23 protein-coding genes are annotated in these 23,078 nt (G+C 50.8%); 5 read left to right on the forward strand and 18 right to left on the reverse strand.

Going from position 1 to position 23,078, the window contains the following annotated elements; translation table 11 throughout:
* Window position 1: 1 nt before the first annotated feature.
* From HGKM_RS01690 to HGKM_RS01720, 7 genes are all read right to left on the reverse strand, one after another.
* The gene (locus HGKM_RS01690; protein WP_034578879.1) at window positions 2-1,540 is read right to left on the reverse strand and encodes an LA2681 family HEPN domain-containing protein; all 1,539 of its coding nucleotides are present in this window, start codon (window positions 1,538-1,540) and stop codon (window positions 2-4) included.
* 43 nt (window positions 1,541-1,583) lie between these two features.
* Window positions 1,584-2,195, reverse strand: a complete 612-nt coding sequence (locus HGKM_RS01695; protein WP_034578881.1) for a hypothetical protein — start codon at window positions 2,193-2,195, stop codon at window positions 1,584-1,586.
* A complete protein-coding gene (locus tag HGKM_RS01700) occupies window positions 2,189-2,602 on the reverse strand; it encodes a DEAD/DEAH box helicase family protein (RefSeq protein WP_081585075.1) in 414 nt (137 codons plus the stop codon). The genes HGKM_RS01695 and HGKM_RS01700 overlap by 7 nt, the downstream gene beginning before the upstream one ends.
* A 342-nt stretch (window positions 2,603-2,944) precedes the next feature.
* On the reverse strand, window positions 2,945-3,421 hold the full coding sequence (locus tag HGKM_RS08695) for a hypothetical protein (RefSeq protein WP_154645895.1): 477 nt from the start codon (window positions 3,419-3,421) through the stop codon (window positions 2,945-2,947).
* A 268-nt stretch (window positions 3,422-3,689) separates the two neighbouring features.
* Window positions 3,690-4,988, reverse strand: a complete 1,299-nt coding sequence (locus tag HGKM_RS01710; RefSeq protein WP_019133593.1) for an ATP-binding protein — start codon at window positions 4,986-4,988, stop codon at window positions 3,690-3,692.
* A gap of 136 nt (window positions 4,989-5,124) precedes the next feature.
* On the reverse strand, window positions 5,125-6,573 hold the full coding sequence (rlmD, locus tag HGKM_RS01715; RefSeq protein ID WP_019133594.1) for a 23S rRNA (uracil(1939)-C(5))-methyltransferase RlmD: 1,449 nt from the start codon (window positions 6,571-6,573) through the stop codon (window positions 5,125-5,127).
* On the reverse strand, window positions 6,573-8,951 hold the full coding sequence (locus tag HGKM_RS01720; protein ID WP_034579254.1) for an ATP-dependent DNA helicase: 2,379 nt from the start codon (window positions 8,949-8,951) through the stop codon (window positions 6,573-6,575). The genes rlmD and HGKM_RS01720 overlap by 1 nt, the downstream gene beginning before the upstream one ends.
* 220 nt (window positions 8,952-9,171) lie before the next feature.
* On the opposite strand from HGKM_RS01720, the gene HGKM_RS09145 reads away from it, so the two are divergent.
* Complete coding sequence (locus HGKM_RS09145; protein WP_019133596.1) at window positions 9,172-9,915, forward strand: G5 domain-containing protein; 744 nt, start codon at window positions 9,172-9,174, stop codon at window positions 9,913-9,915.
* 71 nt (window positions 9,916-9,986) lie between these two features.
* Here the strand turns inward: HGKM_RS09145 and HGKM_RS01730 are convergent, their stop codons facing one another.
* The 5 genes from HGKM_RS01730 to HGKM_RS01750 all read right to left on the reverse strand — a co-directional run bounded on the left by HGKM_RS01730 (window position 9,987) and on the right by HGKM_RS01750 (window position 13,011).
* Window positions 9,987-10,460, reverse strand: coding sequence for a hypothetical protein (locus HGKM_RS01730; RefSeq protein WP_019133597.1), 474 nt, complete (start codon window positions 10,458-10,460; stop codon window positions 9,987-9,989).
* Window positions 10,461-10,870: 410 nt separating this feature from the next.
* On the reverse strand, window positions 10,871-11,182 hold the full coding sequence (gene trxA / locus HGKM_RS01735) for a thioredoxin (protein ID WP_019133598.1): 312 nt from the start codon (window positions 11,180-11,182) through the stop codon (window positions 10,871-10,873).
* A gap of 23 nt (window positions 11,183-11,205) precedes the next feature.
* Window positions 11,206-11,610, reverse strand: a complete 405-nt coding sequence (locus HGKM_RS01740; RefSeq protein WP_019133599.1) for a DUF1622 domain-containing protein — start codon at window positions 11,608-11,610, stop codon at window positions 11,206-11,208.
* Window positions 11,607-12,284 carry an HAD family hydrolase gene (locus HGKM_RS01745; protein ID WP_019133600.1) on the reverse strand — a complete coding sequence of 226 codons (678 nt, stop codon included), beginning with the start codon at window positions 12,282-12,284 and terminating at the stop codon, window positions 11,607-11,609. Before HGKM_RS01745 ends, HGKM_RS01740 begins: the two co-directional genes overlap by 4 nt.
* Window positions 12,262-13,011 carry a TrmH family RNA methyltransferase gene (locus tag HGKM_RS01750; RefSeq protein WP_019133601.1) on the reverse strand — a complete coding sequence of 250 codons (750 nt, stop codon included), beginning with the start codon at window positions 13,009-13,011 and terminating at the stop codon, window positions 12,262-12,264. The genes HGKM_RS01745 and HGKM_RS01750 overlap by 23 nt, the downstream gene beginning before the upstream one ends.
* Before the next feature lie 149 nt (window positions 13,012-13,160).
* On the opposite strand from HGKM_RS01750, the gene HGKM_RS01755 reads away from it, so the two are divergent.
* From HGKM_RS01755 to HGKM_RS01770, 4 genes are all read left to right on the forward strand, one after another.
* Window positions 13,161-14,639, forward strand: a complete 1,479-nt coding sequence (locus tag HGKM_RS01755) for a nicotinate phosphoribosyltransferase (protein WP_019133602.1) — start codon at window positions 13,161-13,163, stop codon at window positions 14,637-14,639.
* A gap of 175 nt (window positions 14,640-14,814) precedes the next feature.
* On the forward strand, window positions 14,815-15,219 hold the full coding sequence (locus tag HGKM_RS01760; RefSeq protein WP_019133603.1) for a GntR family transcriptional regulator: 405 nt from the start codon (window positions 14,815-14,817) through the stop codon (window positions 15,217-15,219).
* 11 nt (window positions 15,220-15,230) lie between these two features.
* Window positions 15,231-15,923 carry an ABC transporter ATP-binding protein gene (locus tag HGKM_RS01765; RefSeq protein ID WP_019133604.1) on the forward strand — a complete coding sequence of 231 codons (693 nt, stop codon included), beginning with the start codon at window positions 15,231-15,233 and terminating at the stop codon, window positions 15,921-15,923.
* A complete protein-coding gene (locus tag HGKM_RS01770) occupies window positions 15,920-16,771 on the forward strand; it encodes a hypothetical protein (RefSeq protein WP_019133605.1) in 852 nt (283 codons plus the stop codon). Before HGKM_RS01765 ends, HGKM_RS01770 begins: the two co-directional genes overlap by 4 nt.
* Window positions 16,772-16,842: 71 nt before the next feature.
* On the opposite strand, the gene pta is transcribed toward HGKM_RS01770, so the two are convergent.
* The 6 genes from pta to HGKM_RS01800 form a co-directional block, all read right to left on the reverse strand.
* Window positions 16,843-17,859: a phosphate acetyltransferase gene (gene pta / locus HGKM_RS01775; RefSeq protein WP_019133606.1), complete on the reverse strand. Its 1,017-nt coding sequence runs from the start codon at window positions 17,857-17,859 to the stop codon at window positions 16,843-16,845.
* 125 nt (window positions 17,860-17,984) lie between these two features.
* Complete coding sequence (locus tag HGKM_RS08150) at window positions 17,985-19,055, reverse strand: DUF4446 family protein (RefSeq protein ID WP_019133608.1); 1,071 nt, start codon at window positions 19,053-19,055, stop codon at window positions 17,985-17,987.
* The gene (locus tag HGKM_RS01785) at window positions 19,052-20,062 is read right to left on the reverse strand and encodes a ParB/RepB/Spo0J family partition protein (RefSeq protein ID WP_019133609.1); all 1,011 of its coding nucleotides are present in this window, start codon (window positions 20,060-20,062) and stop codon (window positions 19,052-19,054) included. The genes HGKM_RS08150 and HGKM_RS01785 overlap by 4 nt, the downstream gene beginning before the upstream one ends.
* Window positions 20,063-20,134: 72 nt before the next feature.
* Window positions 20,135-20,905, reverse strand: coding sequence for a ParA family protein (locus tag HGKM_RS01790; protein ID WP_019133610.1), 771 nt, complete (start codon window positions 20,903-20,905; stop codon window positions 20,135-20,137).
* Window positions 20,889-22,139 (reverse strand): CinA family nicotinamide mononucleotide deamidase-related protein, encoded by a 1,251-nt coding sequence (locus HGKM_RS01795; RefSeq protein ID WP_081585078.1) that lies wholly within the window; start codon window positions 22,137-22,139, stop codon window positions 20,889-20,891. Before HGKM_RS01795 ends, HGKM_RS01790 begins: the two co-directional genes overlap by 17 nt.
* A 140-nt stretch (window positions 22,140-22,279) precedes the next feature.
* Window positions 22,280-23,077, reverse strand: a complete 798-nt coding sequence (locus tag HGKM_RS01800; RefSeq protein ID WP_019133612.1) for a hypothetical protein — start codon at window positions 23,075-23,077, stop codon at window positions 22,280-22,282.
* Window position 23,078 lies beyond the last annotated feature (1 nt).

Here is a 23,078-nt window from a genome sequence, read left to right on the forward strand (position 1 = left end):
CTCATATTTTCCAATCATCTTCATAGTCCATAAGACTCATTGGTAAAACAAGCTTATCCTTACTTGCTTCCCTTTTAGGTATTTCTGCTATATTTACACATAAAGATAAGTTGATGATAGCCTCTCGAAGAATTTTTAATAAGAATATCACTACCTCATACAATTCTTCTTCTGAAACATATAACGCCAATCCATCTCCATATTCGGGAATATCTTTATTGTTGATTATATCATATACTTTTGTATACTTATGCTCTAACGAATTTCTAATATCAGATATTCTTTTCAGCTCTGGATTTAGAGAATCTTCAAATTTCTCCGAAAAATCTTTACTAATCCAATATAGTGAAGATAAAGCAAAGTTTTCCGAAGGATTCAGCACATTTTTATAATTATATGCTTTTTTTCCCTTACCTGCGGAATCTCGCCATATAGAACGAAAATTTATATCTCGCTCATTAATACCGAGTTCAAAATAATGCTCAAGAAAATATGCTATTTTATCAAATAGTCCATAGAGCGTTTTAAAAGCGGTTTTCAATTTTTCTACTCTAATTGAATAAAGAGAATAATCTGTATATGCTTTTATATATGTATCTTTATCCGCATAATGTGGCTCTGATATAAAAGATAATGTGCTGTAATAAAGATGCCTTGCATAAATATATTCTTGTTTAAGCTGACTGAACATTCCGTGAAAAATAGGCTTGGAATGAATATTTGCTATCATATTCGGAAGTTGAATTACATCTGCTGCAAAGCAAGATTCTGCTATAGGCAAGTCATTCAATGTATTTAAAAACAAACCATTACTTAAACACCACTTGCGATAATTAAGTTCATCAGGGTTTTCGTAAGAAAACTGTTTAAAGCATAAATCTGGTTTTAAAACTTTTTCAATATATTCTGGAGCATAACAATCAATAGTAGCTTCGAAACAATCTTTAGCTTCAGAATATGTATTAGGGTCCGTAGATTTAATAGCATTGTCCAAATAATGGTATGCGAAATAATGAAATATATCTCGATGCCCATTATCATATTCAAGCATTCCATAATGTTGATATACTCTACCTAAATTTCCAAGAGCCATTCCAAAATTATCATCAATATTAAGTGCCTTTTTGTATTGTTCAATAGCAGCAATTTTTCGTCCACAATGATCTAAAGTATTCGCATAATTTGTATATAAGACTCTTTTAAATCCTAAAACATATGGCTTGTACTTCTCATCAAAATATTCATTAAATTCAATCAATGAAATACTTTTACGAAAATAATACAGCTGCTTTTCGGTTGACTTTTCGGTTGAAATCCCTTTAAATTTTGAAAAATCAATATACACCGTTCCCATTGAATAATATAACTGAGCTTGGGAGGCAGCATTTTCATTACAAAGCATTTTTTCAGCTTCTACAAGCAATTGCTCTAATTCATTAACATTGTGATTAATTGTTGCATTATCAAATCGTTCGGACATTCTCCTTACATCTTGAGAAAACGGATTGACAAATTTACTTACTACATTTACTTTATTCATACTGTGCCTCCCATTCAAGTTTATATTGGACGCTAAAAGTCGCTTAAATAAACACCTCAATCGGCTTCCAAACATTACGATTGGTAGCAATTTCACACCATACGGTATTGGAAAGATAAAGCTGCAGTCCGATAGCTCGCACAAATTTCCACTTGATTTCTGGATGTTCTTCTCCATACTCTTTTAACGCCTCAAATTTACGATTTGCATAGCTATCCACATTGTTCGAACTACCATCATCTGTCATACCGCCCTTAGCTTCAATAATCCATACATCTCCGTTTTCCAAGCCGATAATGTAGTCGGAATAAAAATGAGCATGACGAAATGCCTTTCTGTAAACAAGGCTGAAATATTCATCGCCTTTATCACCGTTCTTATATATCCACTTTACAGAATCATAGCTTTCACACCAACGCTCAAATTCTGTCTCAGATACTGTTCTATTCGGATGTATAAGAATGTTGATGCCGTAGTTTTCAAATACATTTATATTGAGAATAGCTGTTCTTTGAATTTTCTTATGCTGCTTATAGTATTGATAAGAGGGGATACCACATTTGCTTTCTATAACATCTGTTTCTTCAATATCGGCAATATCATTTGCACTTATTTGACTGAACAGTTCAACAAGCTTATCACGATTATTTACCAAAAAGGCATTATATTCTCTAAGAGAAAGGTCATCAAGTCCTTATGCTCACCCTCACAGAGAACAACATTAGTTTTTTTATTGATTTTATCCCAGTTAATAAAGAAAACTTGTCCTCTCGGGTCAGGCTCGGTAATGAAAGAGTACACATCGCCAAAAGGAATACCCGATGTCACTTCTTCAAAACTGTCCTGCGACTGTTTGGCAAGACCGCCAACACCGGGGCAAAGCCATAAAAATACGGTGTCTGGATTTTCATCAAGATAATCATCTATAAATTTACACACCATAACTGTTTTACCTGAACCCGCCGGTGCATAAAGTACGATTTCCTCGTGGTCGGCGCACTTTGCCAATAGATTTTCTTCGTGTTTTGTTTGAAAAGGATATAGTGTTGCATTAAAAATTATTCAGCCGCCTCCCTTAATTCCTGACCGAAGAACTCTTGTAGAATGTATTTGAAGCCTTTTGCTTTCAACAATTTCAGTTCTTCGGAATTAAGAATAATATTTTGATTTACCCATACATTTTCAATTTCGGCATAAATATCGGGATTCAAAATGATATTTTAAAATCATTCTTATTAAGCAAAAGCACATTCTTAACATTGTCCACTTCAATTGCGTTTTGAATCTCTATCATTTCTTTGATATGTAAACAAAGTGCATTGCTCAGCAAATAGTGTTCCGGCTTTCTCGGTGTCCCATCACATTTGAAATATTTTACATTAGCGGTAAAACCATCTGACAGCTTCAACTTTGCCAGATTAGGATATAATTGGATTTTTGTTTATCGATATACATTCTCTTTTGTAATAGCACCTGTTTTTTAGATAAAACAGAACTTTCTTCGTCTAATTTAAATTTTTCTGTTTCAAAACCATAACTTCCAGAAAGCTTATCACCATATATATTAACTCCATTTATACTACACAGAGTTCTTGGCCAAGTTACATATCTTGATATGCCAAGTTTTTCCCACTCGTTATCACCTTTTTTATATCCGGTTTTAATTAAGTGTTCTTCTTCCTTTGCAGAAATTTCATTGTTTGTTGCCATAATACAATGTCTATTTCCACCATCTTCTGCATTAAGCAAATTTATTGCGTGTAAGATAATGCCAGAACCGCAGGTCTCGTCTAACAAGAGGCTATCTTTGATACAATGTGCTTTTCTCGAACAAGTACCTTGATGCCATATATCAATTCCTCCAACATCTATCTCCGACACTCAACACCCATGACATCTAATCCACTAACTCCACTTAATGACATCTATCTCGGCAACTCCACTCTCACACTTTCCCGGCAGAACCGCCGTGGATAAGTTACCGTAGAGCGTTCATCGTCTCCACCTGCTCGAAACCGACGAAACCCGAAAAGTGCCCTATTTCAAGGGCTTCCGATCCTATCACCCTTCGACCCTTGACATCAATACTACCGTCTCAACGTGAGTCATCAGTGGGAATATATCCATAACGAATCCGTTAAGTTATTCATTATAGGTCTAAACTTTCCTTGTTTAACAAAAAGTCAAATAAATTAATAGTGAGAATTCCATTTTCATCTAAAAACGGCTTTATTCGATCTTTCGCGATAATAATTTTTTTAAATGAGTCATCAATATTTAACAAGGATGCTTTTTCTTGATTTATTTTTTCTATGGATGGGAGGCTATATGCAGATTGAATATAATATCTTTTGCTTCCAAGGTTAGCTATAAAGTCAACTTCCAGCTGTTTCTTTATATCTTTATTATTAATATTTTCCCTTTTCATGACCATTCCTACATCGACCATATAGCCACGATATCTTAATTCGTTATAAATGATATTTTCCATTAGGTGGGTCGGTTCTATTTGCCTAAAATTTAATCTTGCATTTCTAAGCCCTAGATCTTCAAAGTATATTTTATAAGGTGTGCCTATATATTTTCTCCCTTTAACATCATATCGGTAGACTCTTTTTAAGATAAAAGAATCTTCAAAGTAGCCTATAAACTTATCAATTGTATTTGCAGAAATTTTAGATTTTTTTATGGACTTAAAAGTTGAGGCTATTTTACTTGGATTCGTAAGGCTTGAAATTCCTGATGCTAAAATATTAAGTAAGTCTTCTAGTTCAGAAGTTAAGCGTATGTCATACCTATGAACAATATCTCGCAAATATACATTTTCAAGTTGCCCCTTTAGATAATTCATTTTATCTTCATCCGTTTTCATTAAAGCTCCAGCTGGTAAGCCGCCGTAAACTTGATATTCAGCAAAAGCGTCTTCTTTGTCGCTATCATAAGTTTGAAGAAATTCAGAAAAAACTAGAGGCATAACATGGATTTCATCACCCCTACCTGCAAATTCAGTAATGACATCTTTAGATAAGAATTTAGAATTACTCCCGGTAGCATAAACATCAAAATTGTCTTGACGCAAAAATCCGTTTAAGACTTGTTCAAAAGATTTAAGCAATTGAACTTCATCTAAGAGGACATAAAATTTTTCCTTGTCATTCGTTTTGCTCATGATATAGTCTAAAAATTTTTTAGGATCTACTAATCTTTCACCGCTTAGTACATCTAAATCCATTACATCTTCGCCAATTTTTAATAAATCCCTAGCTGAATCAAAAGCAAATTTTATAATATGGTTTTCATCAATACCACTTTGGATCAAATAATTATAAAATAGATTATTAAGTAAATAAGATTTACCACTTCTTCTTATTCCTGTAATAATCTTAATGAACCCATTGTCTTTTTTTCGTATTAATTTATCTAAATAATAATCACGCTTTATTTCCATACGCCTACACCTCTATCTATTTAGAATTATTTCCATATCGGACCTTAATTTAAGTATAGGAGATGCCCTCAGTAAATTCAATAGCGGGTGCTTCTCTTGGAGATTCTTGGCATGAGACCTACATCTTCTTGTGAGGTCATTCTACGAATGACCTCACAAGAAGTGTTAGGGCTTCAACATGCTTCGTCCTTGGAAACTGGTCGAAGGCCTGGCCCTTGACCAGGCGGTAGCCTCCCTGAATGAAGAGCTGGAGGTCTCGGACCTGGGTCCGGGGGTTGCAGGAGATGTAGACGATCTTTTCGGGTCCTGCAGCGATCATCTTTTCCAGGGCCTTGGAGTGGATCCCCTCCCGGGGCGGGTCGATCATAATGAGGTCCGGCCGGTCTTCGGACTGGGCCAGGCGGTCCAGTTCGTCCAAGACGTCGCCGGCCAGGAACTTGGCGTTGGCCAGGCCGTTGGCTTGGGCGGTCTCCCTGGCCTTGTCGACGGCCTCTTCCACAATCTCCACCCCGATGGCCCGCTGAGCCCTCTTGGCCATGAGCTGGGTCAGGGTCCCGGTTCCGGAGTAGAGGTCATAGACGGTCTTGCCTGTCAGGTCGCCGGCGAATTCCATGGCCTTGGCATAGAGGTTCTCTGCCGAAAAGACATTGGGCTGGAAGAAAGAGAAGGGACCGATGTGGAAGGTCAGGCCCATGAGGCTTTCCTGGAGTTCCTCCTGGCCATAGAGGAGAGTGACCTTCTCCGGGATGACGGCATCCGCCACGGCGTCGTTTTGGGTGTGGAAGATGGAGACCAGGTCGAAGGTCAGGGGGAGGCGGGTCATGCGGTCCACATAGTCCCGGAGGAGGTCGGGGCTCATGGAGGAGTCTGACGTGGTGACCAGGTTGACCATGATCTGGCTGGTGTGCATGGCGGTCCGGAGGACCAGGTGGCGGAGGGCCCCCTGGCGGGTGGACTTATGGTAGTAGGAGATCCCCTTTTCCCGGAAGAAGGCCTGGCTGGCCCGGCGGATGGTGTTCATGTCTTCCGGGACAATCTTGCAGAAAGGGGTGGGCACAATCTCATAAAAATGGCCCGGCCGGTGGAGACCCAGGGTCAGGGGGCCCTCCTTGACCTCATCCCCAAAGCTATATTCCATTTTATTCCGGTAGCCTTCGTAAAGAGGGGACCGGTAGATAGGGATATCCAGGTCCAAGCCGGCCTCCTGGAAGAGGCGGCGGATCTGGCCCCCCTTGAGCATGAGTTCCGTCTCATAGGACAGGGTCTGGTAGACGCAGCCCCCGCAGCGGTCGAAGTGGGAGCAGCGGGCGGGGCTTTCCAATGGGGACCGTCGGAGGAGGTCCAGGAGGAGGACTTCCTTGGCCTCCCCCCTGGCCCGCTTGCCCTTGGCCCGGTAGACCTGGCCCGGGATCCCACCCTTGGCCACGATGGGGCGGCCATGAGGCCTCTTGTCATAATAGCTGTCCATCTCCAGGAGGCGGTCCGCCTCATTTTCTTCGATGGACTCCAGCTTGAAGCCCCGGGCCTGGTTGGGGTAGTCCACCCGGTCGATCACCACATCCAAGTAATCCTTTTTGCGCACCATTATCTGTCCTTTCTCTCCTCATTTATATAATCTTCCACCCTTGAGAAATACCGCATCCCCTTCCAGTGCCTGGGGTAGAGGGCCCGGTAGCGGGCCTGGGCAAAGCGGTCGTCCACCAAGAGGACCCGGCCCCGGTCGGTTTCCGTCCGGATGAGGCGTCCGGCCGCCTGGAGGACCCGGTTCATCCCGGGAAAGGTGTAGGCGTAGTCGAAGCCGAAAAGACCTTCCCCGTTAAAGTAGTCCTTAATCACGTCCTGCTCAAAAGATAGGCCGGGGAGGCCCACCGAGACCACAGCCACCCGGGTCAGGGCCAGGCCCGGGAGGTCGATCCCCTCGGCAAAAAGCCCGCCCAGGACAAAGAAGCCCGCCAGGCCCTCTTCCTCCATATAGCGGGCTAGGAGGGCCTCCCGGTCCTTATGGCTAGCCTCAGGATCCTGGACCAGGACCTCCCCACCGAAGCGGTCCCGGTAGGCCCGGGCCACCCGGTTCAAGTAGGCATAGGAGGGAAAGAAGACCATGGCATTGCCCCCGGCCTCTTCCCCCTCCAGGAAGTGGTGGAGAAGGGTGGTCAGGCCCTCCATGGTCCGGTCTCGGTCCTTATACCGTGTGGATAGAGAGACCTGGGCCAGGTACAGATGGTCGGGCGGGAAGGGGGAGTCCAGGTGGAGGACCCGGGGGGACTCTCCCCCGCCCAAAAGGCGGGCGTAGAAGGCCATGGGGGACAGGGTGGCCGAGAAGAAGATGGCGGCCTTGACCCTCCGGATGGTGGCCTGGAGGAGGTCGGTCGGGTCGATGCAGCGGATCTTCCAGTAGAGGTCCCCCTGGCGGAGGGTCAGGAGGTTGAGGAAGCCCTCCATCCGGCAGTCGTCGATCTTGGTGTAGGCGGTGATGTCAAAGTAGGCCTGGCGGACCTCCTCATAGTCCGGATCATCCCCCTCTTTGGCCAAATAGGGGTCCATGGCCTGGGCCAGGCCCTTGAGGGCCAGGTAGAAGCCCTCCGGATTCTCCGCCGTGGCCACCTGGTCCGGCTGGCCCAGGGCCTGGTGGAAGTCCTCCATGACCCGGCCGGCCCGGTCGGCCTTGCGGGCGATGGTCCGGTCGACTGCCTTGCTTTTTTTGTCCTCGTTTTTCTTGGCCTTGTCCCGGAAGAGGGCGGCCAGGCGGCGGAGGGCCTCCCGGGAGATTTCCGCCGAATACATCTCCCTCCCCCGGTCAACCAGGTTGTGGGCCTCATCCACCAGGACTACCGTGGTGGGGTCATCGCTGTCGAAGGCCCGACGGAGGTAGACCCGGGGGTCGAAGAAATAGTTGTAGTCGCAGAGGACCAGGTCCGCGAAGTCCGTCATGTCCAGCTGGAATTCATGGGGACAGACCCGGTGCTTCTCTGCATATTCCGTGATGGTGGCCCGGTCCATCCCATCCTCCGCTTGAAAGAGGTCCAGGATGGCCGCATTGACCCGGTCGAAGTGGCCCTTGGCATAGGGGCAGTGGTTGGGGTCACAGACCAGCTTGTCATTGAGGCAGATCTTGGACTTGGCCGTCAGGGTCACCTGCTTGATACAAAGGCCCTGGTCCCGCATCCTATCCATGGCCCGGGCGGGCTCCCTTTGGGTGGTGGTCCGGGCAGTTAGGTAAAAAATCTTCTTGACCCCCAGGCGAGGCATGGCCAGAAGGGCCGGATAGAGGGCGGAGATGGTCTTCCCGATCCCCGTGGGGGCCTCCACGAAAAGAGCCCCTCCCTCTTCGATGGTCTGATAGACCCCCACCGCCATGGTCCGCTGGCCGGGGCGGAAGTCCTCATAAGGGAAGGGAAAATCCGCCAGGGACCCGTCCCTCTTTTTCTTCCAGGCCACCAGGAGGCGGGAAAATTCCAGATAGCGGCCCAAGAGGTCCAGGTAGAAGGCCTCCAGTTCCTCCCTCTGGAAGATCTTGGTGAAGGTCCGATAAAGGAGGTCCTCATCCAGATTGACATAGGTCAGCCGAACCTCGATGGAAGCCCGGTCCCTCTGCTTGCAGTAGAAATGGGCATAGCATTTGGCCTGGGCCCAGTGGAGGGGGTTGGCCTCCCCGTCCAGACTGTCCAGGGGCCGGGTCGTTGACTTAATCTCATCGATGAGGACCCGATCTTTTCCCTCCTCATTTTTCCCTTCGAAGACCCCATCCGCCCGGCCGTCAACATCGAATTCGATCCCCTCCAGGGTCGTCCGGTCCCGGAAGATGACTTCCTTAGAATAGCCCTTCCCGTATTGGTCCTGGATCCTCCGGTGGGCCCGGATCCCTTCCTGCATCCTCTGGTTGGACCGGTAGCGGCCATCAACATCCCCCGACCGCATGACGTATTCAATTAAGGTCCGTACGCCCATGCGGATCTGGTCCATGGCCGCCCCCTTCCCTGCTTCGTCAATGCTTTTATTATACCGAATGCAGGGGGAATTATTTTGGGGGAAAACCTCTTCTTCACTCGGTCTCAAAATTTCTTGACATCCTTTGCGTTATAATGAAACAAAAGAAGAGAAAAAGACACGAGATGAGACCCTTTGAAAGCCTTTTATGCCCATTGATCCTTTTTACCCTTTGCTATAGATTTCGGAGTCCCCAATGAAACGACGTACTTCCTTTGTGATTCTCTGCCTGGGTGGCCTCCTTCTCACTTCCTGCAGCCCGGGAAAAAAATACGACTTAGTTGATCCCCCTGAAGACCTCCTCCAAGCCCTCCGCAAGGAGGTCCGTGAAGAAAAGCTGACCGTGGATGAAGAATACCCCATCCGTGCGGTCGCTGATCTCCACCTTGAACCCGGTGAAATGAAAATTATCCAGATGGGCCAACGCGGCCAGTCGGAAGTCACCTTCCGGATCACCAGCCAGGACGGGAAGGACCTCTTCCGGGAAGCCCTGTCCGAGAAGGTCATCCGCCGGGCCCAGCCCGCCATCGTCCACTTTGGCCCCCGGGACCGGGAAAAATACCCCGATGGATCCACCCGGACCGTCGGCTATTCCCAACCCCAAAGCGAAGTGGAATTAGAGCTTGTCCTGACCAATGCCGGCCTTTTTGAGCCCGGTCAAGAAACCGCCGCCAACACCCCTCCACCGGCTCCGGCCCCGGCCCGTCCCGCCAGCCCCAACCCCAAGCCCGCTAAGCCGCCCCAAGAAAGCAGCCAGCCGGCCCAATCGGAATCTTCCTCTCATCCGGAGGAAAGTGCGGACGCTCCCTCATCCGGCCCAAATAAGCCGACCACCAAGCCGGAAAAGCCACCCGAGGAATCTCAGCCCCAAGAATCGGGCGAGGAAGAATCCACCCCTCTTATGGATACGGAGGAAGAAAGTGGTGTGGAGGTAGAGTAAAGGAAAAGAGCTTGGGTTTGGGGAACTACCCAAACTCGAGCTCTTTTTCTAAGATCTGAAGGATATCTATATCATTTTTTCTTCCTCTTGCTCAAGTACACCAATATTATCCCCCACATGATGACAACGCATGAAATATAAGGATGATCACATAGTGAGCCTTCAAAAAACGAAATCCCGCCGGTCGTTAAATCGACCTCATAGCAATAGATGTGGAAGGGGGATTCCACCACACTCATAAACTCACCCCACTTTTTATTCGTTACGTTACGATCAGAGATCGAATACATTTTTGTGATAGGATTCTGCGACAGTTCATAGATGATGGCTTCTTGTTCATCATTTCCTGAACAATAGACGATAGCTAGGTCATCCTTCTCCGCCACGCTGGAGACTTTCCGCCCATCGCCCCTTTCAATTTCTTCAAGTATTCCAGGCAGGCTTTTCCTGGAAATCCTGAATCCGCCCTCAATGAGGAGGATAAATCCGAGAAGAATGACACCGATCCCGACCGAAAAAAGAAGTTTTCTTCGTTTTTGACTCATTTTTCCCTCCCGATACAATCCAAAGCAATCCTTGTTTCCGTTTGGGTAGTGGTGGTTTGCCGTTTTTGGCGAATCACCACTCTCCTTTTACCATGCCTCATCGTGGTGGTTTGGCGTTTTTCCGCATACCAACACGACCGTCGGGCAAAACTCCTCTTGTGTGGACGGAAATAATAGTGGTGGTTTAGCGTTTTTCCTAAAACCAACACGACCGCCGGGTACAAAAATTAGTGTTGGTTTCCCAAATTTCCCCAAACCAACACTATTCTAGGCCAAAGACAAGAGTGGTGGTTTCCCGATTTCCACCAAACCAACACGATTTTGTCGGCAAACAGAGGCCCTTGTCGGCTGAAAGGCCCCTCCGTCCGCAAAAAGACGCCCCTGCCTGCCGGCAGAAAACCTCTTCCCGACTAATTATCCAGGTAGTCCAGCTTCTCCTTGATGGTGGCTTTGGGCGTCAGGCCAACGAACTCATCCACCTTTTCCCCGTCCTTGAAGAGGATCATGGTGGGGATGGAGAAAACGCCATATTCCATGGCTAATTCCTTCTCCTGGTCCACGTCGACCGAGAAGATTTGGTAGCCTTCCTCCGACAGCTCTTCCAGGCTGGGGGCCATCATCTTACAAGGCCCGCACCATGTGGCGAAAAAGTCGACCAGGACGACGCCGGATCCGGCCTTAATCTGATTCTTGAAGTCTTGGGCAGTTAATGGTTGAGTCATTCCTTCCTCCTATCATTCTTCTGTTATTTTACGGTAATATTAACCGATTCTTCCGAACTTTCCTGGCTTTCTCCCGGTTTCTTCCCCTTCTTCTCCCGCCGCTTATCCACGGATTTTTCCAGGTGGTGGGTCAGGAAGGTCCGGACCAGGACCAGGATGACCAGGGTGATGAGGTCGTAGATTTGGGCATCCCGGGTGACGAGGACGGTCTTGAGAATCTCCGCCACCATCAGGGTCTCCAAGGTGGTGATCATGCCGGCCGGGAGGGTCTCGGACTCATTGAAGCGGGTGAAGTCCATCTTGAACACCACCAGGAGCTCATAGAGGGCGTGGAGGATGGTGAAGATGGCGATGGCCAGGGCAATCAACTCGATGATGAGGGCCGTCCAATCCCCCGCCAGGTAAAAGAATTCATGAACGGCTTTCATGATAGGGCCCCCTTTCCTGTTTTCAGGTAGTTGGTCAAGGCTTCCACGCTGTCTACCTTGGGGAAGGTAAAGGCAGCCAAGTCCTCGCTTTCCCGGTAACCATAGGTCACCAGGACGGTATCCAAGCCGGCATTTTCTCCCAATATCCCGTCCACCTCGCTATCCCCGATGTAGAGGGTGTCCTCCCGCTTGAAACCCGCCTCTTCGATCATCTGAAGGAGGCCGGTCGGGTCCGGTTTCCGGGGAAGGTCCTCACGGAAGCCGGAGACGGCATCGAAGAGGCCCCTAGGGAAGAAGTGGTCCATGACCCGGTGGACGATGGGGTCCGGCTTATTGCTGTAGACGCCCAGCTTCCGGCCCTTGTCCTTAAGCCAAATGGCCAGGTCCACGATCCCCGGATAGGGGGCGGATCCTTCGATGGGGTGGTCATAGTAATTTTGATTGTACTCATCCAAAATCCGCTTCCGGTCCCCCTTGCCCAGGTCCTTCCCCCCGGCCAGGTTGAGCCCGTGGTCGATGAGGTAGGCCGAGGAATTGCCGACCAGGGTCTGAACAGTCTCCACCGACAGGCTTTCCAGGCCATTCGCCTGGAAAGTCCGGTTGACCTCATGGGTGATGGATGCGATGGTATCCAACAGGGTTCCATCCAAATCAAAGACGATAAAGGGGTGCATGTTTCCTCCTTTGTTGAAACTCATAAAGTCCGATGGCGCAGGCCGTCGTCAGGTTGAGGGAGTCGACCTGGTCGGATTGGGGGATAAAGACGGTCTGCCCCAGGGCAAGGTCCTTGGGGTCCAGGCCCGATCCCTCATTCCCGAAGACCAGGGACCATGGCTCCCGGATGTCCAGGTCCGGCAGGGCCCGGGCGGTGGGGTCCAAGTAAAAAAGATAGAGGGTCCGACCCCCTCCGCCAAAGGCCCGGACGTATTCCTCCAGGGAGTCGTAGTGGCTGTGGCGGATCTTGAAGAGGGCCCCCATGGAGGCCCGGACCGCCTTAGGCTGGTAGATGTCGCAGGTCTCCCCGATGGTGACCAGGTCTTTCAGCCCCATCCCCGCCATGGTCCGGGTGATGTTGCCCAGGTTGCCCAGGTCGGAGACCCGGTCCAGGACCAGGTGGTTGGCCGTCCGCCCCTCCTCGCCCAAGCCGGGCAGGTCGGTCCGGAAGATACCCACAACAAAGGTATTGCCCTTGGTGGCCAGGCGGTGGATGGCCTTGTCCCCAAGCCGGTAGGGGATTGCCTTATCCTCCAGGATCCGGACCAGCTTGTCCAGGTCCGTGAAGGCCGGAGAGATAAGGACCTCTTCCACCAGGTCGGGCCGGCTTTCCACCAGCTCCAGGGTGGGGAAGGGTCCCAGGGTATAGGAATAGCCCTCATTTTTCTTATATCGCTTCCACTGCATAGTTCCCCTCCCCCGGCACCAGCCGGATTCCTTCTCTTTTAACGCATTTATTCCTTATTTTACCATAGAGGAATTCCCCATTTTCCACAATTTCTCGCCCAATCCGCTATAATGAAGAGAAGACTTTTTTCTGAACCAAGGAGGTTCAAATGTTTACACGTTCCGACGAAAACTTGACCATGCTTTTTGACTTTTATGAGATGACCATGTCCCACGGCTACTTTGAACACGGGATGAAGGACCTCATCGGCTACTTTGACATGTACTACCGGTCCAACCCGGATAACGGGGGCTTCGCGATCGCCTGCGGCCTGGACTCGGTGATTGACTACCTGAATGACCTCCGCTTCGACCCGGAAGACATCGACTTCCTCCGGTCCAAGGGAATCTTCAAGGAAGACTTTTTAACCTGGCTGGCCGACTTCCGCTTCTCCGGCGACGTCTGGGCCGTTCCGGAAGGCTCCGTCGTCTTCCCCAATGAGCCCCTGATCACGGTCCGGGCCCCCATCATCGAGGCCTCCCTGGTTGAGACCATGCTCCTCCTGTCCATGAACCACCAGTCCTGCATCGCTTCCAAGGCCTCCCGGATCGTCCGGGCCGCCCGGGGCCGGACCATCATGGAATTCGGCTCCCGCCGGGCCCAGGGACCGGATGCCGCTAACCTGGGGGCCCGGGCTGCCTATATCGCCGGCTGCGTGGGGACGGCTGACACCCTGGCCGACCAGCGCTGGGGGGTCCCCGCTTTGGGGACCATGGCCCACTCCTGGGTCATGATGTTCCCCAGCGAGCTGGATGCCTTCAAAGCCTATGCCGAAAGTTATCCCGACAATTGCCTCCTCCTGGTCGATACCTACGACACCCTAGCCTCGGGCGTCCCCAATGCCATCCGGACCTTTGATGAGGTTCTGACCCCCATGGGCAAGCGGCCCGCCGGTATCCGCCTGGATAGCGGAGATATTGCTTACCTCTCCAAACAGGCCCGCCGGATGCTGGATGAAGCCGGCTACCCCGACGCCAAAATCGTCGCCTCCAACGCCCTGGATGAGTATCGGATTTCCGACATCCTCCAGCAGGAAGCCCGCCTGGACTCCTTCGGTGTCGGTGAAAACCTCATCACCTCCAAGTCCGATCCCGTCTTCGGGGGCGTCTACAAGCTGGTCGCCGTGGAAAAGGACGGGGAGATTTTCCCCAAGATCAAGATCTCCGAGAACGTGGAGAAGATCACCACCCCCGGATTCAAGCACTTCTGCCGCTTTTACAATAAGGACCACAAGGCCCTGGCCGATCTCATCCTCCTTAAGGATGAGCCTCTGCCTGACGGGTCCCCCTATGAGATCTTCCATCCCACCTACACCTGGAAGCGGATGGTCCTGGAAGACTATGAGGTCCGTCCTATGCACAAGGAGATCTTCCGGGCCGGCAAGCTGGTCTACGACCGGCCCAGCCTTCCGGAAATCCGGAACTACTGCCAAAAAGAGATCGCCTCCCTCTGGGATGAATACCTCCGTTTCGACAACCCCCACATCTACAAGGTCGACCTCTCCCGGGAGATCTGGGACATGAAACACCAGCTCCTGACCGAGGTCAAGTCCCAGGCTGTTTCCGTCATCCGCAATCCGATGGAATAGGCGAATCAACAACATCCATCAAAATAAAGACCGGGAAAAAGACGGAGCAAAAAAAGTCTTGACCCCGGTCTTTTCTTGTCTTATACTTTTTGTATGATTAGGTTAATACATCAATACAAAGCTGGCGGGGAAAATTTTTCCTTCCCGGCCCTATCTCTGTAAGAAAGGAGTGCCTATGGTGGATCGTTTTTCCTCCTCGGGCCCAATCTATCTCCAGCTCCTGGACCACTTCCTCATCGCCATCGTCCAAGGAACCTGGCCACCCGGGGAAAAGATCCCCTCTGTTCGCCAATTGGCCTTGCAATTTGAGGTCAATCCCAACACCGTCCAAAAATCCCTCAGCCAGCTGGAGGACCTGGGCTTGGCCCAGTCCCAGCGGACCGCCGGTCGCTTCGTCACCACCGATGAGGACCGGATTGAAGAAGTCCGAAAGCAGCTGGCCCTCCGGGAAGTCCAGACCTTCACCCAATCCATGGTCCAGCTGGGAGTCAGCCCTGAACGGGCCTGCCAGCTGACCCGGGACAATTGGCCCGACGAGGGGAAAGTTGACCCCCGTCTGCGCCGTCAAGAGAAAGAATAAGGAGGTATCCCTTGGCCATCATCGAAATCAACCAGGTCGTCAAATCCCACGGGTCCTTTCAAGCCCTAAAGGGGATCGACCTGACTTTGGAAAAAGGAAAAATTATCGGCCTCATGGGTCCCAACGGGTCAGGCAAGACCAGCCTCCTGCGAATCCTGGGCGGCTACGATTCCTACTATCAAGGAAGCGTCCTCATCGACGGCCAAAAGCCCGGTCCCCGGTCTCGGTCCCTGGTCTCCTACCTTCCCGACCGCCCTTCTATCCCCCTCCATTGGACCCCCTCCCAGACCATCTCCACCTATAAAGCCTTCTTCAAAGACTTCAACGAAGAAAAAGCCTACGGGATGCTGGAAGGCCTGGACATGGACCCCAGCCAAAAGCTGGAAAAAATGTCCAAGGGCATGCAGGAGAAGATCGCCATCGTCATGGCCATGGCTCGGGAAGCTCAAATCTACCTCTTGGATGAGCCCATCTCCGGGGTCGACCCTGCCGCCCGAAAGGTCATCCTCCGGGTCATGATCGAAAACTACTCCCCCGATGCCCTCATGATCCTTTCCACCCACCAGATTGCCGACATCGAGCCTCTGGTCGATGATGTGATTTTCCTTAAGCGGGGGGAGGTCGCCCTCCATGGACCGGCGGATATGATCCGGGCCCAGGAAAATAAGTCCATCAAGCAAATTTTTGAGGAGGTTTTCCAATGATCGGCAAACTTTACAAACAAATGTGCAAGGAAACCCTCAAGCCCATCGGAATTGCCCTGGGACTGGCCTGGGCCTTCCTGGCCCTCTTCCTGGTTTCCAGCTTTTTCAGCAGCCAGGGTGAGTGGATCTCTGTTACCTTCATCATCCAATTCTTTGTCCTTTTTGCCGCCCACCTGGCCATCTACTTCATCACCATTGTCCAGGACTATAAAAACATGGAGGGGGCCAGGTCCTACTTCTACCGGTCCATCCCGGCAAGCGGGCGGGAATTCACCGCTGCCCGGACCCTCTACTACCTGACTTTCTCTCTCCTCACCATGGTCTCCGCCGGCCTCCAGCTTTTCCTCTCCGTCTTTCGATCCATCCAGCTTTTTACGGCAGAGCCGGGAAGTCCCTCCATGGATGAAATGCTGGACTTCATCGGCCAGATGGTAAAGCCCCTCTTCTTCTCCTCGGCCACCCCCATCTTTATCCTTTCCCTGATCACCGGCCTCCTCCTCTCCGCCGCCGTCCTTTCCTTCTCCGTAACGGTGGGATCGGCATGGTTTTTCCGCAAGCTGGGTGCAGGTGGACCTGTTGTGGTCTTGATCATCACGCAATTTGCACAAACCTTGGCCAGCTTCGCTTTCGGCTTTATCCTCCATATTCCAACAGGTGATTCTTTTGATGCGGCCTTGGATGGCCTACCGGCCACAGCCAGCCCGGAAGAAGTCCTTCAAGTCATCAATGACGAGCTCTACCAAATGCTCTCTTCCCAGATCCCCCTCCTCCTACTCAGCCTGGCCTTCACCTTCCTCTTCTGGGCCCTCACGGTCTACACTACGGACCGAAAAATAGATATTCGTTAGTATCCAACTCTAAAAAAACCCCGCTCCGGTCTTCCGACCGGGCGGGGATTTTTTTCCTTCTTTTCGTCGTCTTATTGGATTTCTCTGGCTTTATAGGCCTGGAAGGCGGTAATAATGCCCATCTGGTAGGCATCGTCAACATTGCAACCACGGGAAAGGTCGTTGACCGGCTTGGCCATCCCTTGGAGGATGGGGCCCAGGGCCGTGTAGCCACCCAGGCGCTCAGCGATCTTGTAGGAGATGTTCCCGGCCTGGAGGTCGGGGAAGATAAAGACCGTGGCATGTCCGGCCACCGGAGAACCGGGGGCTTTCCGCTTGCCGACCACTTCATCAATCGCCGCATCAAACTGAAGTTCACCATCGACGTCCAGCTCAGGATAGCGTTCTTTGGCGATCTTTGTGGCCTCTTCCATCTTCTCCTGCTCCGGAGAAGATGCCGATCCCTTGGTGGAGAAGGAAAGGAGGGCAACCTTGGGGTCGATGCCGAATTGGGTGGCCGTCCGGGCCGTCTCATTGGCAATATCCGCAATCTCGCTGGCACTGGGGTTGAAGTTGACGGCGGAGTCCGCAAAGAGGTAGCGGTGGGTATCTTCAGGGGAGATCATGACGAAGCAGCCGGAGACCATCTTGGACTGGGGGCCCATCTTGATGATCTGGAGGCCGGGCAGAATGGTCGCAGCGGTTGTGCCCACAGCACCGGAAACCAGTCCATCAGCCAGACCCATATAGACCAGCATGGTTCCGAAGTAGTTCCGGTCCTTGAGTTTCTCCCGGGCACCGGCCTCATCCACCTTCCCCTTCCGACGTTCAATGAATTTCTGGATCATCTCTTCTTTCTTCTCAAAGGTCTCGGGGTCGATGATTTCAATCCCTTCAATATCCAAGGCTTCCGACTTGGCTAAGGCCTTGATCTCTTCCGGATTCCCGATCAGAATCGGAACAATAATTCCGTCCCTCTTGTGACGGCGGGCTGCACGCAGGATCCGCTCATCATTCCCCTCCGGGTAAACGATCCGGATGTCTGACCCCTTGATTTCTTCAACAAACTCTTCGATCAGTCCCAAGCTTCTGTTTTCTACGATTCCCATGTTTCCTCCTTATGGTTTTTTATCACTTCACCCTTGGCTTGATTATCCAAGCCCAAAGGACTCTTTGGCTCTGTATTTTTACCCAGGTCCCCCATCAACAATCTTTTTCTCCTATTTCAGAAGATTTACCGGGCCAGGGCCTGGGCCAGGGCTTCCTCTTCTTCCGGAGAGAGGCTTTGTAGGCATTCCCCGTTCTTAATGACCTTGGCAAAGCTGTTGGAGGTCTGGCGGGCATAGATGGAGGTCAGGACAAAGCCGTTCCGGTGCTCATCCAGCATAACCAGAGAAAAGGAGAGCTCGCCGACCAGGTCGTCGAAGGCATTGTAACGAACCAGGCCCATCTTCTGGTAGGCCGTATAGAGCTGGTCCTTGAGGAGGCCGATCTCCCGCCTGAGGTTCTCCCTGCCTTCCTCCTCCATAGTGTCCAGGCGCTTCTTGGTCTCTTCTTCCATGGTCTCCCATCGCTGGTCGTTGTCTTCCTGGAGTTGAGTCATGGAATGGGAGAGCCGCTGGTCCAGGCCCTGCATGGATTCGGAGGTCTGGGTGTGGTAGGCCTTGATTTGCTGGTTGGTATAGACCGAAAGTTCCTCCACCTCCTTCTTCCTTTCCTCTTCCTCCGCTTGGAGTAGCCCCTGAAAGTGGCTGTCCAGCTCCTGGAAGGACTTCATCATGGTATCCTGGTTGACGTAAATGTCTTCCTCATTCTTCTTGATCCGGCTACCGAAAGAGGCCGACAGGGTCTGGACCTGGTTGACCAGGTCCTGGTAGTGGGTCTCCACCTGGGCTTGGGCATCCTTTTCCACCTTGTCCATCTGGGCAAAGACCACCTCATCCAGCCTCTTCATATTGGATAGCATCTGTGAAGTGGTGGTATCCATCTGGCTGGTCAGCTGGCGGGCCAGGCCCTGGTACTTTTCATTGATGACCGCCGACTGGTCGGTGTCGGTCTTTTGGACCCAGGCTTCCACCCGGCCCAACCTCCCCATGGTGGCAGAGTTATTGGTCTTAAACTCATCCAATTCCGTTCCAAACTGGGTGATGAGCTCTTCCAGGTTGAGGTCTCCCCGACCCCGGAGGAGGTAGTCATACCGCCGGCGAAGGCGGTTGAGCTTCTTATTGGTATTAGAAGCGGTGAAATAGGAAAAGACAGCCGCCAGGACGGAGATCACCGTCAAAATAATGAGCGCAAGATTCATTGGTCCCCCCCTTGGAGGATGGATTGGGTCAGCTGATCCAGGTCCTCATCCGAATAGCAGGAAACTTGGAGGTCCCATCCCTTCCTCCGCTTAATAATCTGGACCTGCCTCCCCAGAGACTGGCTGAGCCGGTCTTCCAGGTCAGTTAAATACACGTTCTTGTTGGATTTCTTTCGGTTCCGCTTTTCTTCCTTATTGACATTGGTTTTTCCTTCGATAAAGAGATGGCGGAGTCTTTCCCTCTTCTTGAGGTCCTTCTCCCCCAGGAGGGTCCTTGCCTGGGAGGAAGTAAGCCGTCCCTCCCGGAGGGCGGCCAGGGAGGCATCATCCAGCTGGAGGAGGCGAGTAGCATTGGCCACATAGGCCCGGGACTTCCCCAGGGCATCAGCCAGATTTTGCTGGGTCAAGGTATAGGCCTCCATCAGGGTCCGGTAGGCCTGAGCCTCCTCCAAAGGATTGAGGTCTTGACGCTGGACATTTTCCACCACGGACAGGAGGGCCGCCTCCTCCACATTCTCCTCACGGATGAGGACGGGGACTTCCTTGAGACCGGCCAACTTGGCCGCTCGGAAGCGGCGCTCCCCGGCCACAATCTCATAGGGGGCCCGGCCCGGGGCCGTATGCTTGGCCACCAGGAGGGGCTGGAGGATCCCATACTTTTTAATGGATAGGGCTAATTCTTCTAAGCTTTCCTGGTCGAAGTCCTTCCGGGGCTGGTCGGGATTGGCCTCGATCTCCTCCACCGGAAGAAGGAGGCCCAGGCCCTTGGGATCAGAATGGCCGGCCGCATCCTCTTTCGCTTCTGCTTTCGCTTCTGCCTTTGGCATTTTCTTTGCCGCCGGAGCACTTGTTCGACGGTCTTTTCCTCTTGTCGATCCCCCTGCCTTGGTCTTTTGGATCTTCTTTTTATCTGCAGGAGGGGCCGGGGCCTTCTGCTGGTCTTCTTCTAAAGAAAGACCCGGAATCAGGGCACCCAAACCCCGACCCAGTCCACCTTTCTTCGCCATAAATCCTCCTATCTTTATTTATATAAACTAATAATTATCCGTTTTCAGTGTACTTCAGCGTTCGCTATTTGGCTAATTTCTTTTCTTTATTTCCTTGGCCAAAGCCATATAGGCTTTGGCCCCCTTGGACCCTTTATCATAGGTGATTACCGATTCCCCGTAAGAGGGTGCCTCTGCCACCCGGATATTCCGGGGAATATGGGTCCTATAGACCTTCTCCCCAAAGAATTTTTCCACCTCATCGATAACATCCTGGGACAAGTTGGTCCGAGTGTCTACCATTTGAAGGACGACCCCTTCAATCTCCAGGCTGGGATTGACTTGGTTCTTCACCATATCGATGGTGGAAACCAGCTGGCTGACTCCTTCCAGGGCATAGTATTCCGATTGGATCGGGATAAGGACCGAGTCGGAGGCCGACAGGGCATTCATGGACAGCATACCCAGGGAAGGAGGACAGTCAATAAAGATAAAGTCGTAATTCTCCTTAACCGGGTCCAAGGCATCCTTGAGCCGGTCGTGGGGACGGTCTATCGAGATGGCCTCGATTTCAAAGCCCGTCAGGGCCGGTGTGGAAGGAAGAATATCCAGACGGTTTTCCTTGACCGTCCGAATGGCCTCTCCGATCTCCGTTTGCCCAAGCAAAACCTTATAAATATCCAGTTCGACCTGGCTCTTGTCCACTCCAAAACCCGAACTCGCATTACCTTGCGGGTCCAGGTCGATGACCAGGACCTTCTTCTTAAAGAGTCCGGTATAGGCCAGAGCTGCCGCCACATTGATCACCGTGGTCGTTTTTCCCACCCCTCCTTTTTGGTTGTAGACACTAATCACTTTCCCCATGGATTCCCTCTTTCACCATTAGCAATGCATAATCGATCGCCCGGTTGGTCGCACGGTGTCGGATTCGGTTTCGTGGGCTATCCCATTGATATTCAAGGATACGGGATTTCCCCTTGTAAGCCAGACCAATGAAGACCTGTCCGGCACGGTCGCCGCCGGGTCCGGCAAATCCGGTCGTCGCAATGGCCAGGTCGCAGGCCGTCTTCTTTTGAAGGCCTTCCAGCATAGCCCGGCAGACTTCCTCCGACACCGCAGTTTTTTCCTCAATCAACTCAGGATCCACTCCTAGAATTTCCGCCTTGGCCTCATCGCTATAGACAACATAGGCTTCCTTGATAATACATGAGGCCCCCGGAGCATTGATGATCCGGGAGGCCACCATGCCGCCGGTGAAGGACTCCGCAGTAGACACGGTTGCTCCTTCTTTTGCGAGAAGGTCAACCAAGGCCTCTTCACGACTGGATTCCATAACCCCCAGGACAAGATGGCCCAACCTTTCTTTAAGCAGGGCTTGACCCCGATCCAAGATCTTTTCCGCCTTGTCCTGGTCCGGCTCCTGGGTCGTCATCCGAACCAGGACTCCATCCGCCTTGACATAAGTCGCAAAGGTAGGTTCAGTCGAATGATCGGCCAAGTCTTGGATCGCCTGAAAGACCTTCCATTCACCCAGAAGGGCAATCTTTACCTCTCTGGATCGGGTGGTGGATGTGGAGAATTGGCGTAGAAGGCCAATCAGGTCCTTTTCCATCACCCCTCGCAATTCATTGGGAGGTCCGGGCAGGACAATTAGGTACTTCTCCTGACCCCGGTCATCAAAAGGCATCCAGGCCCCGGGTGACATGCCCACAGGATTTCGGAGGACAGTCGCCTTTTCAGGGAAGGTATAGATATCTTTAGCCGCAGCAAAGAATTCCGGATCATCCGCATAATGCTGGGCATGTCTTTCCTTGGTTTCCGGATCTTCCTTCCTTGGACCGCCCACGCAGTCCATAGCAACACGTTTGGTAATATCGTCCGAAGTGGATCCTAAGCCCCCGGATAAGATAATGATGTCTGACCGAGAAGCTGCTTGTTCTATTTCAACCCTTAACCGTTTATCATTATCGCCAACCACTGAAGTGTGATAGATGTTGAAGCCTAACTCAGCGCATACCTTAGAAAGATATTGAACATCTGTATTTACAATATCGCCAAGTAGGAGTTCCGTTCCTACTGAAATTAATTCTACAATCATTGTTTTCTCCTTAAATGTTTCATATGAAACATTGTAAAACAATTATATCAGATCAATGGTTCCTGACACTCCCAAATTGTTTCATATGAAACAAAAAATCCCGGATTCAGCAATTTGCGAATCCGGGATTTGAAAAATTATTATTCTTGGTTTTCTTGGGCTTTCTCATGTCGGTATTCCTCCATGATCGCCCCAAAAATATCTGCAGAGGAAGGTGGGGTGTAGGAGATGGCATTGGCCCCGGCATCAATCGTCTTCAGGATGTGTTCTTCTCGGTGACCGCCCGTAGCGATGATGGGAAATTCATTGCCAATATCCCGCCGAATTTGTCGGACCAGTTTGGCCGTATCTTTTCCGGCCGATACATTCAGTATCTTGGCTCCGGCCTGGACCTTCTCCTTATAGGGGTCATTCGGAGAGATGATGGTAGCAACGACAGGAATGTCCACATACTTGGAAATTTCATGGATATCCTGACTGGACATGGGTGCATTTACCACCACCCCATAGGCTCCCATGAGCTCCGCCTGGAAGCCCAACAAGAGGGACCGTCTCCCATTGGTGGTCCCTCCACCGATGCCCAGGAAGACCGGGGCAGAAGCCGCTTGGATGACGGCTTGCATGATGGTGATTTCCGGTGTAAAGGGGTAGACCGCCAAAATGGCGCCGGCATCATTATTCCGGATGATGGCAATATCGGTGGAAAAAATTAAAGACTTGATTCTCTTCTTCATAACTATGATGCCTGAGGCCCGGTAGATAACCTCGGGGACCATAACATAGCGGTGGCGGAGGCGGCTGGAGACTGCGGGTATGTATTTTTTATTCCCATTATTTTGCTGTTCCTGGTTAATAAAAGGAGTTTCCCTCTCCTTCTCATAATTCTCAACAACCCCTTCTAAGTTGTTTTCCATCTCCAGAAAATAATGCTTATCCATC

The sequence above is a fragment of the Kallipyga massiliensis ph2 genome (assembly GCF_000311985.1).
Taxonomy (GTDB): domain Bacteria; phylum Bacillota; class Clostridia; order Tissierellales; family Peptoniphilaceae; genus Kallipyga; species Kallipyga massiliensis.

Excerpts from the sequence above, each read along its gene's own strand:
- HGKM_RS01710 (WP_019133593.1), bottom strand. The coding sequence starts at position 4,988 with ATGGAAATAAAGCGTGATTATTATTTAGATAAATTAATACGAAAAAAA.
- HGKM_RS01690 (WP_034578879.1), bottom strand. The coding sequence starts at position 1,540 with ATGAATAAAGTAAATGTAGTAAGTAAATTTGTCAATCCGTTTTCTCAA.
- HGKM_RS01720 (WP_034579254.1), bottom strand. The coding sequence starts at position 8,951 with ATGGACCAGATCCGCATGGGCGTACGGACCTTAATTGAATACGTCATG.
- HGKM_RS01740 (WP_019133599.1), bottom strand. The coding sequence starts at position 11,610 with ATGAAAGCCGTTCATGAATTCTTTTACCTGGCGGGGGATTGGACGGCC.
- rlmD (WP_019133594.1), bottom strand. The coding sequence starts at position 6,573 with ATGGTGCGCAAAAAGGATTACTTGGATGTGGTGATCGACCGGGTGGAC.
- HGKM_RS01800 (WP_019133612.1), bottom strand. The coding sequence starts at position 23,077 with ATGGATAAGCATTATTTTCTGGAGATGGAAAACAACTTAGAAGGGGTT.
- HGKM_RS01790 (WP_019133610.1), bottom strand. The coding sequence starts at position 20,905 with ATGGGGAAAGTGATTAGTGTCTACAACCAAAAAGGAGGGGTGGGAAAA.
- HGKM_RS01795 (WP_081585078.1), bottom strand. The coding sequence starts at position 22,139 with ATGATTGTAGAATTAATTTCAGTAGGAACGGAACTCCTACTTGGCGAT.
- HGKM_RS01745 (WP_019133600.1), bottom strand. The coding sequence starts at position 12,284 with ATGCACCCCTTTATCGTCTTTGATTTGGATGGAACCCTGTTGGATACC.
- HGKM_RS01770 (WP_019133605.1), top strand. The coding sequence starts at position 15,920 with ATGATCGGCAAACTTTACAAACAAATGTGCAAGGAAACCCTCAAGCCC.
- HGKM_RS01760 (WP_019133603.1), top strand. The coding sequence starts at position 14,815 with ATGGTGGATCGTTTTTCCTCCTCGGGCCCAATCTATCTCCAGCTCCTG.
- HGKM_RS01730 (WP_019133597.1), bottom strand. The coding sequence starts at position 10,460 with ATGAGTCAAAAACGAAGAAAACTTCTTTTTTCGGTCGGGATCGGTGTC.
- HGKM_RS01785 (WP_019133609.1), bottom strand. The coding sequence starts at position 20,062 with ATGGCGAAGAAAGGTGGACTGGGTCGGGGTTTGGGTGCCCTGATTCCG.
- pta (WP_019133606.1), bottom strand. The coding sequence starts at position 17,859 with ATGGGAATCGTAGAAAACAGAAGCTTGGGACTGATCGAAGAGTTTGTT.
- HGKM_RS09145 (WP_019133596.1), top strand. The coding sequence starts at position 9,172 with ATGAAACGACGTACTTCCTTTGTGATTCTCTGCCTGGGTGGCCTCCTT.
- HGKM_RS08150 (WP_019133608.1), bottom strand. The coding sequence starts at position 19,055 with ATGAATCTTGCGCTCATTATTTTGACGGTGATCTCCGTCCTGGCGGCT.
- trxA (WP_019133598.1), bottom strand. The coding sequence starts at position 11,182 with ATGACTCAACCATTAACTGCCCAAGACTTCAAGAATCAGATTAAGGCC.
- HGKM_RS01755 (WP_019133602.1), top strand. The coding sequence starts at position 13,161 with ATGTTTACACGTTCCGACGAAAACTTGACCATGCTTTTTGACTTTTAT.
- HGKM_RS01750 (WP_019133601.1), bottom strand. The coding sequence starts at position 13,011 with ATGCAGTGGAAGCGATATAAGAAAAATGAGGGCTATTCCTATACCCTG.